Annotated in this window: 12 protein-coding genes, 1 tRNA gene and 4 pseudogenes; 11 read left to right on the top strand and 6 right to left on the bottom strand. The window is 57.6% G+C overall.

The features are described from left to right. Positions 1–651 precede the first annotated feature (651 nt). From XM38_RS27585 to XM38_RS09585, 5 genes and pseudogenes are all read left to right on the top strand, one after another. Positions 652–1314 carry a sucrase ferredoxin gene (locus XM38_RS27585; RefSeq protein WP_256995569.1) on the top strand — a complete coding sequence of 221 codons (663 nt, stop codon included), beginning with the start codon at positions 652–654 and terminating at the stop codon, positions 1312–1314. A gap of 13 nt (positions 1315–1327) precedes the next feature. After that, positions 1328–1378: pseudogene (locus XM38_RS28845) on the top strand (hypothetical protein); the annotation flags it as partial. An 87-nt stretch (positions 1379–1465) separates the two neighbouring features. Further along, on the top strand, positions 1466–1747 hold the full coding sequence (locus tag XM38_RS27595; RefSeq protein ID WP_256995811.1) for a hypothetical protein: 282 nt from the start codon (positions 1466–1468) through the stop codon (positions 1745–1747). Between the two features lie 372 nt (positions 1748–2119). Continuing rightward, positions 2120–4210: an acylase gene (locus XM38_RS09580; protein ID WP_225889268.1), complete on the top strand. Its 2091-nt coding sequence runs from the start codon at positions 2120–2122 to the stop codon at positions 4208–4210. Positions 4211–4496: 286 nt separating this feature from the next. Beyond that, entirely contained in the window at positions 4497–5111 is a 615-nt protein-coding gene (locus XM38_RS09585; RefSeq protein ID WP_080813840.1) for a Uma2 family endonuclease, read from the top strand. Positions 5112–5146: 35 nt separating this feature from the next. Here the strand turns inward: XM38_RS09585 and XM38_RS09590 are convergent, their stop codons facing one another. Next, positions 5147–5749, bottom strand: coding sequence for a Uma2 family endonuclease (locus XM38_RS09590; protein WP_088429656.1), 603 nt, complete (start codon positions 5747–5749; stop codon positions 5147–5149). Positions 5750–5837: 88 nt separating this feature from the next. Between XM38_RS09590 and XM38_RS09595 the strand changes: the two genes are divergently transcribed. Further along, positions 5838–6026: a hypothetical protein gene (locus XM38_RS09595; RefSeq protein ID WP_225889270.1), complete on the top strand. Its 189-nt coding sequence runs from the start codon at positions 5838–5840 to the stop codon at positions 6024–6026. 313 nt (positions 6027–6339) lie between these two features. Here the strand turns inward: XM38_RS09595 and XM38_RS09600 are convergent. From XM38_RS09600 to XM38_RS28850, 3 genes and pseudogenes are all read right to left on the bottom strand, one after another. Next, positions 6340–6412, bottom strand: a tRNA-Ala gene (locus XM38_RS09600). 96 nt (positions 6413–6508) lie between these two features. Further along, on the bottom strand, positions 6509–7273 hold the full coding sequence (locus tag XM38_RS09605; RefSeq protein WP_080813837.1) for an HAD family hydrolase: 765 nt from the start codon (positions 7271–7273) through the stop codon (positions 6509–6511). Between the two features lie 20 nt (positions 7274–7293). Further along, positions 7294–8162, bottom strand: a pseudogene (locus XM38_RS28850) (class I SAM-dependent methyltransferase). Between the two features lie 78 nt (positions 8163–8240). Here XM38_RS28850 and XM38_RS09615 point away from each other — a divergent pair. The 5 genes and pseudogenes from XM38_RS09615 (at position 8241) to coaE (ending at position 11995) form a co-directional block, all read left to right on the top strand. Continuing rightward, entirely contained in the window at positions 8241–8636 is a 396-nt protein-coding gene (locus tag XM38_RS09615; RefSeq protein WP_088429658.1) for a hypothetical protein, read from the top strand. Next, a pseudogene (locus XM38_RS28855) lies at positions 8620–9042 on the top strand (all-trans-retinol 13,14-reductase); the annotation flags it as partial. The gene XM38_RS09615 and the pseudogene XM38_RS28855, both read left to right, overlap by 17 nt. A 1457-nt stretch (positions 9043–10499) precedes the next feature. After that, positions 10500–10577, top strand: a pseudogene (locus XM38_RS29355) (hypothetical protein); the annotation flags it as partial. 559 nt (positions 10578–11136) lie between these two features. Beyond that, complete coding sequence (locus XM38_RS28865; protein WP_256995571.1) at positions 11137–11352, top strand: EamA family transporter; 216 nt, start codon at positions 11137–11139, stop codon at positions 11350–11352. 25 nt (positions 11353–11377) lie between these two features. Further along, a complete protein-coding gene (gene coaE, locus XM38_RS09630) occupies positions 11378–11995 on the top strand; it encodes a dephospho-CoA kinase (protein WP_088429660.1) in 618 nt (205 codons plus the stop codon). 2 nt (positions 11996–11997) lie between these two features. On the opposite strand, the gene XM38_RS09635 is transcribed toward coaE, so the two are convergent. Next, a complete protein-coding gene (locus XM38_RS09635) occupies positions 11998–13362 on the bottom strand; it encodes a PQQ-dependent sugar dehydrogenase (RefSeq protein ID WP_088429661.1) in 1365 nt (454 codons plus the stop codon). 18 nt (positions 13363–13380) lie between these two features. After that, positions 13381–13614 (bottom strand): Calvin cycle protein CP12, encoded by a 234-nt coding sequence (locus XM38_RS09640; protein ID WP_088431613.1) that lies wholly within the window; start codon positions 13612–13614, stop codon positions 13381–13383. Positions 13615–13715 lie beyond the last annotated feature (101 nt).

The raw sequence follows: 13715 nt of genomic DNA on the forward strand, positions 1-13715 counted from the left end.
TAGCTGCATTTAATCAAAATCGTTACCATTAGAAGATAAACATCGGAACACTTAGGATTTTTCAGTAAAACTTAATATTCAATTCGCTGAGATGACTAATATCAAATCCGCTAAAATGACTGGCGTTACAGCGATTGATCACAACTGCGACATGTCATTCCGGGCAAGCGCAGCGCGACCCGGAATCCAGCCGGAATCCAGGTAGAGGGCTTGGCAACCGGCCGATAGTCCTCATTGCGACGGATCGCACGTAGCCATGACATACCACCTCCAGCTCCAAAGTCTAGACAGAGCACTCTAAACTCTGCCGGGCTTGACGCTCTGGATTCCGGCCGCCGCGGGAATGACGAGAGTAAGGTCTACTCAGCAGATCGCTGTTCCCCTTCCTCCCCGCCGTGGAGCGATCCATTTCCATAATGAGAATTGCTGCGAAGAAACAGGCTTAATTCAATCTAAAAACTTTTATTGTACTATATTAGGCATTTCGAAGTCAATATGCCTGTCTAACAGTCATTCCATTGACGTTATCCCCATCAAGTTGAGATTATTGAGATTGGTTCCTATCAACTTTATTCCTGGTGGTCGACCACTAGTTTACAGTCCTGATTTTGATTAGAAATTGTTTGCTCCTCCAAGAGAAAACCCATCATCATGATTCAAGCGAATGACTTAGAGACTAACTTGGAGACCAATTGCCGTTTTTGCTCGCTGGTCTCCAAAGCCAATGGCCAAGACCCCATCGGCTCTGCCGGTACCTATCACCACTGGCTGATCGTAGAGATCCCTCAACCTTGGCCCACCACCATCTGGCAAGAGCATCCCATCGTGGCGCCAGTGCTACAAATGGTCAAGGCCTTGCGCCAGCAGGGGGTCTATGTGCGCCCATTGATGATTGCCCCGGAGCGTGACTATTCTCACCCCGACTTCACCCGGGTTCTCTACTATCGCCGTCCCCAAGCATGTTTTACTGCCTTTGAAAAGCAAGAGTTTCTCCTTCCCCCCTCAGAGGTTGTTCCCCTGGCCACCGCCTTACTGCAACAGCCCGCCGCTCTCCCCCAGTTCGAGGCCTACCGCCAACCCACCCAGCATCTCCGCGAACTCTTCGTCTGCACCCACGGCAACGTCGATGTCGCCTGCTCCCGCTTTGGCTATCCCATTTATCAGCAGTTGAAAAAAACCTATGCGGTCGAGTGGAAGCCTGAATCCCCCCCTCCCCCCCTCCCCATCGCCCCCACTCAAAACTCAAAACCCAAAACTCAAAACTTCCCCCACCCCCCTCCGCGTCTGGCGCTGCTCCCATTTCGGTGGCCATAACTTTGCCCCTACTCTCATCGACCTACCGACGGGACACTATTGGGGGCATCTAGAACCTGATGCTCTCGATGCCCTAGTCTATCGTCAAGGAGATGTCCAGCAACTGCGGCGCTTTTATCGCGGCTGGAGTGGCCTGCGGCGCTTTGAGCAGATGGTGGAGCGAGAGCTGTGGATGCAGCACGGCTGGGATTGGTTGAGCTATGGTAAAGTCGGCCAAACCCTGGCCATGGATACCCCCCAGGAGGATGAGTATGATGCCGACTGGGCCGAGGTGCGCATTGACTTTGAAGCCCCAGATGGTTATGAGGCTGGTGCCTATGCAGCCCGGGTGGAGGTGGCTGGCGAGGTGCTAACCCAGTGGCGATCGGGAGAAGAGCATCCTTTAGAGCCGGTGAAGCAATACCAAGTCACTCAGTTGCATCGTGTCGCCTAAGCCTTAAATTTGCAACCCTGATAGTAGGTACTGACAAAACCTGCTAGAACCCAGACTATCCAAAGGGTCAGGGAACCTGCCCCCTATAGCATCCGAAATCTGGTAAGGGCGCGGTTTCCGCGCCCAATGCAGAATCTTTTGCCAGTCAACCAGGGTGCTTGCTGCCCGTCATCTGGTGAAGATTCATCACGTGGATAATTCTGCTTTCCCCTACCCATCTACCCCCTGCCCTACGGGCGGGCTAGGCCTGAGGCTCCGTTGCTCATAGAGCCACGGACGTGCTGAGTATCGCCTGGCTGCAAGCCATACGGACAAGTCTACCCATCTATCCATCTCTACTCTATGCTATCGATACCATGCCTCCCCAACCCGATGCGGCGCCTGATCTGGGTGCTCCTAGGGGGTGCCTTAGCCTTGCTCATCGGGGTCTCCTGGCCGCTTGCTGGTACCACCGCCACTGAAATCCTTTGGGATACCTACGGAGTGCCCCACATCTATGCCGATGATACCGAGGAGCTCTTTCGGGCCTTTGGCTGGGCCCAAGCCCAGAGTCACGGTGATCTGATATTACGCCTGTATGGTCAAGCTCGGGGCCGCGCCGCCGAGTACTGGGGAGAAGATTACCTGGACTCAGACCGCTGGGTGCACACCATGGGCATTCCCAGTCGCGCCCAAGCCTGGTACGAGGCCCAAACACCGCAATTTCAGACCTACTTAGATGCCTTTGCGGCAGGGGTCAATGCCTATGCCCAGACCCATGAAGCGGCCATTGCCGATGAGGTCGAGGCGGTATTGCCCATTAGTGGGGTCGATCTCCTAGCCCATGGCCAACGGGTGCTCAATTTCACCTTTGTGGTCAATCCCCAACAGGTGGCTGCCCTGGCCACAGACGACTCGGCAGCGGCAATGGCCCTGCCGACACCGGGCTCTAACGGCTGGGCCATTGCCCCCCAGCGCTCCGCCAGTGGTGAGGCCATGCTGCTGGCTAATCCCCATCTGCCGTGGTCCGAGGCGTTCCGCTGGTATGAAGCTCATCTAATTGCTCCGGATCTCAATGTCTATGGGGCTAGTCTGGTGGGAATACCGGTGCTCAATATTGCCTTTAATGACCAGCTGGGGTGGACCCACACTGTCAATCTTCATGATGGTTGGGATGCCTATCAACTGCGCCTGACGGAGGATGGCTACTGGTTCGACGGGCAGATGCGACCCTTCGAGGTCAGCACCCAGGCCCTCCAAGTCAAGCAAGCCGATGGCACCCTGCAGCCGAAGACCCTGACCATTCGGCGCTCGCTCCATGGGCCAGTGGTGCAGGAACAAGGAGATACGGCCATTGCCCTACGGGTGGTGGGGCTGGAGCATCCCGGTGCCCTGGAGCAGTGGTGGCAGATGGGGCGCGCCCACACCTTGGCGGAATTTGAAGCAGCCCTGCAGCGGCTGCAAATCCCGATGTTTACGGTGCTCTATGCCGACCGGCAGGGGCACATCCTGCATCTATTTAATGGTCATGTGCCCGTGCGGTCAGGGGGCGATGTCGAGGACTGGAGTGGTCTTCTCCCTGGGGATACCTCTGACACCCTCTGGAGCGAGATTCATGCCTACTCAGAGTTGCCCCGGTTGTTGGATCCCCCCACTGGCTGGTTGCAGAATGCCAATGATCCTCCCTGGACCACCACCCTGCCGCCGGCGATCGACCCAGACGACTATCCCACCTACATCGCTCCCCTCCCTTCCATGGATTCCCGTGCCCAGCGCTCTGCTCGGATGCTGGCCGAGGATCAACAAATCTCCTTTGAGGAGATGGTCAAGTACAAGCACTCGCCCCGGATGGAACTCGCCGATCGCTTACTTGATGATCTGATTCCTGCTGCCCGGCAGCAGGGGAGGTGCACGAGCACGTCGGGCTGCCGATGTCCTGGCTGCCTGGGATCGGGGGCGGCGGCCGATAGCCGCGCGGCGGTGCTATTTGCCACCTGGGCGCGGCAGGTCGATTTGGAGCGTCTCTTTGCCACACCCTGGGATGAAAATGCCCCTCTGAGTACTCCTGCTGGACTGGCGGATCCGGCGGGGGCGGTGGCAGCCCTAGAAGCAGCGGCGGCTCAGGTACAGACGGCCTATGGAGCCCTGGATATTGCCTGGGGAGATGTGTTTCGCCTGCGCTCTGGCCCGGTAGACTTACCGGCCAGTGGCGGGCCGGGCCATTTAGGGATTTTTCGCAATCTGTGGTTTGCCCCTGAGGAAGACGGCACCTTCACTGCCGTTGGCGGCGATTCCTATGTAGCAGCGGTTGAATTTTCAGACCCGGTGCGGGCGATGGCGGTGATGACCTATGGCAATGCCACCCAAGCGAGTGCACCCCGTCAGCAGGAGCAATTAGACCTGGCTGCGCAACAGCAGTTGCGGCCGGTGTGGCTATCTCGAGCGGCGATCGAAGCGAATTTAGTGGTTCGTGAATCCTTCTGAATCGATGCGGGAGGCGATTCAGGCAAGCGCAGACAGAGAGCAGCGGTCGTTTACCTTTGTGGTGGAGATGCTGCTTCGGGAAGCGCTAGAAGCCAGAGAGGGCCAAGAATCCTAGGTGAACTACTGTGTAGGGAGCACCTTGATGGGGCTCAACCACTAATGCTGCTACCTGGTTCATGGGTCTAATGAGCCAATAAACAGATCCTGTGAAATCGCTGCATAGATGGTGTGCCAGCATCCGTTTCAATCTGCTAGGTTGAAGACACTGATCGGGCCAAGTTGACCTATGACCATCGCGATCAACCCACCAACATTGACCATTGACGAGTTTCTTGCCGGTTACGGTGATGATAATCGCTATGAACTGATCGATGGAGAGGTATTCGACTTGGAACCGACAGGGCCACATGAAGAAGTAGCCGCCTTCATCACCAGCAAGATCTGTGTCCAGATCGATCTGCAAGGGTTGCCTTGGTTTGTCCTGCAACGCGGACTATTACGCCCTTCTGGCATGGGTAACACAGCATTTCGACCTGACGTTGCAGTGGTTGATCGAAATGAACTGGCAAAAGAACCATGTTGGATGGAACAATCGATGCTGACCCTAGGTAGCTCGATTAAATTTGTAGCAGAAGTCGTCAGTAGCAACTGGCAGAATGATTATGCCCGTAAGACTGAAGATTATGCGGCGTTAGGCATTCCTGAATATTGGATTGCAGATTATGCTGGCTTAGGGAGGACTCGATATATTGGGAAACCCAAGCAACCCACCCTTTCTATGGGTATCCTGGTGCATGGAGAGTATGAGGTTCACCAGCTGCGTGGTTCTCAAAATGTCGTTTCACCCACGTTTCCGAGTTTGAATTTAACGGCTGAGCAGGTATTGAAAACTGGTCGATAAACTCTCTGTGGTGCAGCTAGCAACGCTAAGGATATCTACTCCTCAGCTGTCAAAATCTGCTCCACCGTCAACCCCAACTCCGGAAACGTCAGACACGGCACTGCCTCCCCCTCCACATATTCCGCCTTCTGATAAACCCCATCCTCCAGCGTCAGCACAATTACCTTCTTGCCCTTCCCCCGCTGGCAATACTTCGCCGGAATTTGTCCCCGATAATCCACAATCCAGTACTCCGGCACCTGTAGCGCCTCGTATTCTTCCTGCTTCTCCACCAAGTCCGTACTCCAGTTTCCAGAGGCAATCTCCACAATCATCCGAGGAACGCTGCGAATCCCCGGTTGCCGATCCTCTCGCCGCGTTGCAGGACGATCAATCACCGCAATATCGGGGCGGCGTCCTCTAACATCGTCAATCATCAACGCATTGCGCTGCCGCACTGAGTATCTCAGCGTCATGCGCCGATACTGTAGCTCAAACATAAACGAGAGGAACTCTAGAATCTCTTCATGCCAATCATCCGGCTCCGGCATGAGCACCAACCTCCCATCGACCAATTCATATTCATTGAGTTCATTGCCATCCTCCACGTCAATGAACGCTTCAAACGTCAAGTCTCGTGTGGCAGCCGGAATCATCATGGCACTTTGGATCAGTCTGTGGTGGCGTCAGCCTGTCGGTCGGCCTGTCGGTCGGTCTGAGCACCTAGGCGCATAAGGAGACATCAATATGCTGCCATTCTACTTCGTCATCACAGCGGGCATATACCTGCTCGACCAACAAGACGATATCTATCAAGGGCGACTCCCCGAACTCCAGCAAGATGCCCAGATCAGCAGGGAAGCAGCCCAGCGGAACGAACTCGTCGAAGACACCACCGCTATGACCCTGATTCGAGAAAATCTGCGGTCTCGCTAACCCTTCTCTCAGTCGTGATGTTTTAGCTTGGCCTCACCTACTGTCTGTCGGTAGACGCCCAGTAGACAGCGTGTCTACCGGGCAAAGGTGTCCGCTTCAGGAACCCAGCGAGGCTCTGAATCACCTTGTTGAAGGGCCATACAGCCTTTATCCTGCATGGGCTTGAGAGAATGGAGAATAGGGGATTCGTTAGCGCAGCTCCTCCGCAGGAGGCACCCCTGACCTCTGCGGTGCGATTGGCCTCCGGCCAGGCTGAGTCTTTCAGACTCGCTTCGCGAACGCCTACGCAGCGCCTACCAACCAGAGTTTTCAATGGAGAATAGGGGATTCGAACCCCTGACCTCTGCGGTGCGATCGCAGCGCTCTACCAACTGAGCTAATTCCCCGTGTTGTCCGCACCGCATCGGTGCGATTGGCCTGCGGCCACCCTGCGGGAACGCAGCGCTCTACCAACTGAGCTAATTCCCCAATTGCCCAGTATCTTACCAAACTGAAGAGACCGATGAGGGAGTGGGGCGGGGATTAGCGTAGTAGTCTCGCAGCCAGTCTAGATCCAGCTCGCTGAGGTTATCGACCACCCAATCGGCGCGGCGGTGGATCATTTGGTAAGGATAGGTATGGGCCACGCCAGCGACAGGAACCTGAGCGCGTTTGGCGGCTTCGATGCCGGCGAAAGAATCTTCGATGGCGAGGCAGTGGGCCGGGGTCAAGTTGAGGCCAGGGTGGGCTTGATTCAACCGCTCAATGGCTAACAGGTAGCCATCGGGGGCGGGTTTGCTACCCGTGGCGGGCAGATCATCGCCGCAAACCAAGGCCGAGAGATGGTCGTAGATTCCGGCTTGCCGCAGCACCCACGCCACCTCTGTCTGCATGGTCCCGGTGACCACCGCCAGCTTCAATTGAGCCGCTCGCCCCTGGAACACTAGATCATCTAGCCCTGGATAGAGGGGTAAATCTTGTTGGGACATGGCCTCGATATAGCGCTGGGACTTTTTCGCCAGCAGTGTATCAAGGTAGTCGTCACTCACCACCCGACCACGACTGCCGAGTAAATTGGTCAGGCAAGCCCGATCGCTGCGACCCAGGCAAGCGGCGGCGACGTCTTCCCGATTAGGCCGCAGGTTTTCCTCGAGCAAAAGCTGCTCGAGCAGCTGGCAATGCAGGGATTCATCGTTGATGATGATGCCATTGAAGTCCAGCAACAGGGCTTTTAGGGAGGCGTGAGAGTGGGAATTGGCAGAGGTCATAGGCAATCGAGCCGTCGCGTCTAGAGGGCAGGCGGCGTCAGGTCGCTGCTACTAGGGTATCGGCTATGGGCATCTCCTGGGGGGTAGGGGGGTGGCTTGAGCCCGTGGGTAACCTGGTTAATTAGCCATACCGTGTCACTGGTGATGTGGTCAAAACCCCCGCCGCCCCCAGCCAGGCGGCTACGGTGCCCTGGGCAAATTCCTGAATGTAGGGCTCTTCGAAGATCTCCATCAGCCAGGGCAGAGCTCGTAGGGTGTCTCGGGGTTGCCGTCTAGGATGGCTACCTCACCACTGGGGCGCAACAGCCGAAAGGCTTCTCGCAGGATGGTCTGGGCGACCTCAGTAGGGGTCTCATGGAAGAGCAGAGAGGCGGTGACTAGATCGAAGTGAGCCGCTGGAAAGGGGGTGTGGTTCGGCGTTGCCGTGGACCCAGTGAATGGCTAGATTGGCCTGACGGGCCTTGTCCTCGGCGACGACCAACATATGGGGCGACAGGTCCAGCCCGATCACCTCGGCAGCGGGAAAGGTTTGCTTCAGCAAGTGGGTGGTGGTGCCGGTGCCGCAGCCCAGATCTAGAATGCGGCGGGGCTGTCCCTGAATCTTGTCGATTAGGGCCTGGCGCACCCAGGTTTCATTGGGGGGCAGGACGTACTGGGTGATGGGATCGTAGGTGACGGCGGCATCGGCGCTGAGATAGCCCTGCTCAATGCCATGGAAGGCGGCCTTGCGATAATAGTCTGGATAGGTCAGCTTAGGGTTGGCAATGCGATCGCATTGTTGCTCCCAGTCAAACTGGTGTCGATAGGCCAGCAAGGCCTCCCGATCCAAGAGGTGATCGAACAGAGGCGCCAAAAATCGAGCGAATAACGTATCTTGACCGGTTGCCATGGGAGACCCTCCCCGTGTGTTGCCGTCTATATATGAAGTTTAATCAAGAAAACCCTTATCTTGCCTACGACAAGCCCTATGACCCTGCTCACCCCTACTCACATCCAGGCATTGTTACAAGAGCCGATTCCCGACAGACAAGCCTATGGTCGGCTGATGGAAATCTACTGTGTGGTTAAGGCTGGGGGTGTCCGAGTCCAGATTGAAGCGGCTAGCGGTCACCTAGCCCGGCAACAATGGCGGCTAGAGAAAACCATCAGTGAGCTCAGCTGTCACCATGCCCACCATCCCCAGATTCCTATCCTGCGGCAAGAGGTGGCAGAACTCCGCCGCTCCGTTGCCTGGCGCATCGACTTCCTGCGGACAATTCATCCCCAAGAAGAAGCCGCCGTGCAACAACATCTAGCGGCCATTGAAGCCTACGTTGCTGCCCAAGGAGAGCAGCTCAGGGGCGCTTGCCCCAATAACCATTGATCGACACCATGTACTCCATGCCTATACCCTAGAACCCTGGCCGGGCTGGCAGCGGGGAGCCGACTATGCCCAGCGTAAAGCTCAGCGAGCGGCTCCCCTGTTTCCAGCCCTCGAGAACATTATTCCAGACCTGTGTCAACGCCTGGTCTTAGAGCTGCTTGGTACTCCCCTGACCCATCAGCGATTTCTCCGGCGCTATCGGGGCACCTATGGCCCAGCCATCGGGGCTGGTCAAGGCGTATTTCCCAACTGTTTCACCCCCGTTGCTGGACTATTGCGGGTGGGGGATAGCACCTTACCTGGCATTGGTGTCCCTGCGGTGGCTGCCTCTGGCATACTCTGCGCCAATACTCTGGTTCCACCAGAGCACGTGTCAGCCCTGGTGGCCTCGATGTCTTCAGAATAGGAGGTATCTGCCTTAGCGAGCGTCTCTACACAGGCCATGGACGGAGCCGGTCGGGATAGTCGCCGGGCCGCTTGCAGCTGCATGGCACTGTCGAAGGTCCCCGCTTCGACCATAGCAGCCGTAGGGACTGGGTGAGCAGCAGCTTGGTGGGCCTGGTTCAGGTCCACAGCCATGGCTGTCATGGCCAGGGTGGGCCGCTCCCGGCGTAAGGGCGCTGTCTCATGGGGGGCCTCTGCTAGGGGCTGCTCGATCTCAGGAGCTGGCTCAGCAGCCGAGGCCGCCAGTGGGTCACGGCTGGGAACATCACCATCACGCCAGGGGTGAGAGCGAGAAGGGCGTATGGGGGCCTCAGGGGCCGTCGCTGTTAGGGGAGAATTGGTCTCCGGATTGGTTTCTGGCGTTGTCGCTTCACTGGCAGGGGACGAGGAGGCGGTTAAGGGAGCTGTACTGGGCGCGGCGGGGGGTGAGGCAGCTGTAGGTGTCTGAGCTGGAGCCGTGGCACTGGTAGCTGACCTGCTGGTCAGAGGCGCCGTTGGCCCACTTTCAGGGGAGGCAATGGTGGCGCCAGTGGGTTGGGACTGAGGGCGAGGAGTCGTGGTGGCAGGCTCTGGGGTAGGAGTAGGCCCTGGGGTGGCCGCAGAAGGCGTTGCGGAACTGGGAACCGATGATGCCGATGGACTGCCGGCTGCCGCTGCTAGAGGTGCCAGCATCACCGCCCGGCTGCGTCGTCCCGGAGATTGTGCCGGTGGAGTGCGCCCTGGCAGCGGTTGGTCGGCAATGGCGGAGCCACTGCGGGGAGTGGCGGGATTGCTTTCGGGAGCCGTAACGCTGGGGCTGATATCGGGGGGGTCAGCCGAGGTGGCAGTGTCTACCAAGGGATCATCAAAGCTGGCGGTCTCTAAATCAGGGGGCGTAAATGACCAGCCATTGTCGGTAGACTGGTTGCCAGAACACGCTGTCAGAGCAACCAAACTGCTACAGGAAGCGAGGGTCCAAATGCGCATGAGGATTCCTCTATAAAAACCATTGCCACGGTCAAGGCGGGTAGACAGTCCCCGGGAAGATAGCGACGTTTGAGCAAACGACAGGCTGCCTAGACGATGTCCAGTCTTGGCGTTCTACTTGTTACTACGTAAAGCCTCCGATTAATCCGCATAAATCTCAGTGAAATTAGTGAGGTTTTGGATGACTGTTTCCAACCGCCAGCCCTTGGCGGTTCGTCGGTCCATTAATGTCAGCAGTTGCTACGGTAATGATGACGCCCATCTGCCTCAAAAGTGCCAGGGCAGACCTGGCCTTAGAAGACCGCCTTAGGCATAGAGATATGGCTCGATCCATAGGAAATGGGCTAAGCTCCTCTGGGCTGGGCTTAAGGACTGGGGTTATCGGTCATGATGGACTTACGAGGGGAGTTGGCGGCCCTGGGGGCTGCTTTTTTATGGGCGTTGGCGACGGTCATGTTTGGCCAGTTGGGCAAACAGCTTGCTCCCCTGGTGCTAAATCTGGTCAAGGGATTATTGGCGATTAGCCTGATTGGTCTAACCCTTGCTGTGCAAGCGCTCTATCAGCCCCAGGACCCTTGGCAGATCAGGAGTGGGTTGGAGCAAGGGTCTGTGCTGCTGTTGCTAGGCAGTGGTGTGATTGGCATTGGCCTAGGGGATACGGCCTATTTTACGGCGCTCAATTATCTGGGGGCCCGGCGGGTGCTGTTGCTAGAGTCCTTGGCGCCGGCCATGGCTGCCCTGATGGCCTTAGGATTTTTGGGAGAATATCTGGCCCTGAGGGATTGGCTGGGCATTGTCTTAACGCTGTTGGGGGTGAGTTGGGTAGTTTCTGAGCGAGCTCCCGGTATCCCTGGGGAATCATTCCAACCCTGGCGGGGTATCTGCTATGGCTGTTTAGCAGCCGTTGGGCAGGCTGTCGGAGCAGTCATGTCACGGGCGGCTTTGGCAGACACGGCGGTCGATCCCCTGTGGAGTACGCTGTTGCGGCTGGGGGGTGGGTTGAGCATCATGGGAATATTGTTGCCTGAGGGGAGGGCAGTGGCGCTATCAACTGCGCCTCCTAGCCTCGGGTCGGCTGCTGGGGGTGTTGATGGTGGCGGCGTTTATAGGCACCTATCTGGCCCTGTGGTTGCAGCAGATGGCCCTGAAGTATGCTGCCACGGGAATTGCTCAAGCGCTGCTGGGCACGAGTCCACTATTTATTTTGCCGATCGTGGTCTTACTGGGCGAGCGCGTCAGTCTCCGAGCTATCTTGGGGGTGCTAGTGGCCCTGGGGGGTGTCTGGCTCCTGGTGGGCTATGACTAGGCTAGATGGGTTGGATCTTCGATCTATGGCAGCTCCTTCACCCCGTATTATTGGCCTGACGGGGGGCATTGCTACCGGTAAATCAACGGTGTCCCACTATTTAGAGCAGCACCATGGCATTCCCGTGTTGGATGCCGATGCCTATGCTCGCCAGGCGGTGGTGCCCGGTTCCCCGATTTTTCAGGCGATTGTGCAGCGTTATGGCACTGCCATGGTGCAGCCGGATGGCGAGTTGGATCGGAGGCGATTGGGCGATGTGGTCTTCTATAACACCGACGAGAAACGCTGGCTAGAACAGCAGATTCATCCGTTCGTGCGTCAGTGTTTTGCCCAGGCTATGGTCCGTTTGCAGGACTGCCCGGTGGTGGTCCACAGCATTCCCCTGTTGTTTGAGGCCAATCTGGTCGATCAGGTGACGGAATCTTGGGTGGTGATTTGCTCTGAGGCCCAGCAATGCCAACGGTTAATGGCCCGTAATCAACTGTCTCGCACTGATGCGATCGCACGTATCCAGAGCCAGATGCCCCTGTTAGACAAAGCCGCCCGAGCCGACGTGGTCTTAGATAACAGCACCACAGTGGCAGCCCTATACGGCCAAGTCGATCAGGCCCTTAACGAGCACAGCTCGATCACACCTGGTTGAGCTCAGCCCTGGCTAAACTGCACCCGATAGATGCGGCCATTCATTTCTTCGGTAAATAACAGACTGCCATCGGGCATCATCAGTAGGCCCACAGGACGGCCCCAAGTGGTCGGCCCCTGGGGATCGACCAGGAAGCCCGTGAGAAAGTCTTCGTAGTGGCCCAGGGGGCGTCCTTCAGAGCTAAAAGGGACAAACACCAGCTTGTAGCCCGTGCCCTGCTGTCGATTCCAAGAGCCGCGGAAAGCGACGAAGGCGCCCTGGTGATAGCGCTGCGGAAAGGTATTGCCATCGTAGAACTGCAATCCTAGGGCAGCCGAGTGGGCCTGAAACAGCACGTCCGGGGTTTGGGTCTGGGCGGCCAAATCGGGGCGGCGACTGCGACCATCAACCACCTGGCGGGGATCGAGCCAGTCCGGCTGCAGGTAAGCATAGGGCCAGCCATAGAACTCTCCCGCCTGGATGCGGGTGAGGTAGTCGGGCACCAGGTCATCGCCGAGACCATCCCGCTCGTTGACAGTGGTGTAGAGGTCGCCAGTGACGGGGTGAAAGTCTAGGCCAACGGGATTGCGCAGGCCAGAAGCAACGGTTTCTGGAGCGCTGCCGTCCAGGGCCATCACCTGCACCGAGGCCCGGGGCAAAGGCTCTGCGCTGACGTTGGAGCGAGAGCCAATGGAGACGTAGAGGCGCTGTTGGTCTGGAGAAACGACGACATTGCGAGTCCAGTGTTGGCGGTAACCGCCGCCAGGTAGCTCGGCAATGACCTCACCGCTGCCCTGCAGGGTCGCCTGACCAGTCCGGTAGGGATACCGCCGCAGGGTGCTGGTATTGCCTAGGTAAAAGTGATCCGCGGTGAAGGCCATGCCGAAGGGAATATCGAGGCCATGGCTGGCATCGGCAAAGGTGGTTACCGCATCGGCAGCCCCATCGTCGTTTTGATCCTGCAGGCGACGAATGCGGTTCTGCCGAGTTTCGGTCACTAGCACATCGCCCTCGGGGGTGAGGGCAAGCCAGCGGGGCCGATCCAGATTCTCGGCAAAGACGTTGACGGTAAATCCTGCTGGCACCTGCAGCCTAGGATTGCTGGGAATATCGATGACTTGGGGCGGTTTGCGGGCACTCTGGGAGGCGAAGGGTTGGGGCAGATCGGCCAGGGTGATGCGGATGGGGCTGGGAACTAGGGGCTCGGTGGCAATGGGGTTGGCTGGCTCGGCACCGGATGCGATCGCAGCGTCCTTCTCCGCCCCAGAAGGGGTAGCAGAGTCAGAGTCAGCAGGGGCAGGGGAGGGAGCCACAGACGATGGCTCCGTGCAGGCAAACAGGCCCAACACTAGCAGCAGGGGCAGGGCCTTGAGGCCACAGAAGGGCATGAGCAAAACCGGCAAACATTAGGTGTCGTATATCAAGCCCTCTGGGGCATCGGGATTGTCCTCTAAGTACTGATCGAAGCCAGTTTTGGCCGGGGTTTGATGCTGATGGGAGACCTCCGCTCGCATCTCCTCGACAGTATCCCACGCGACCGCACAGGCCTGAGAGTCAGCGCCTTGTTGATCACAGACCTGACGGGCATACTCTACGGCGTTTTCCAATTCCTGCTGGAACTTGGTGTCATCAACACTCATGCTATGCTCTCCCGGACTAAACACCATCGTCATCGACGCTCCAAGGGGAGCTATTCCATCATAATGGTCTGGTCCGGCAACGGCAGCCCATGGCCCCACGG

It is taken from the genome of Halomicronema hongdechloris C2206, assembly GCF_002075285.3.
Classification (GTDB): domain Bacteria; phylum Cyanobacteriota; class Cyanobacteriia; order Phormidesmidales; family Phormidesmidaceae; genus Halomicronema_B; species Halomicronema_B hongdechloris.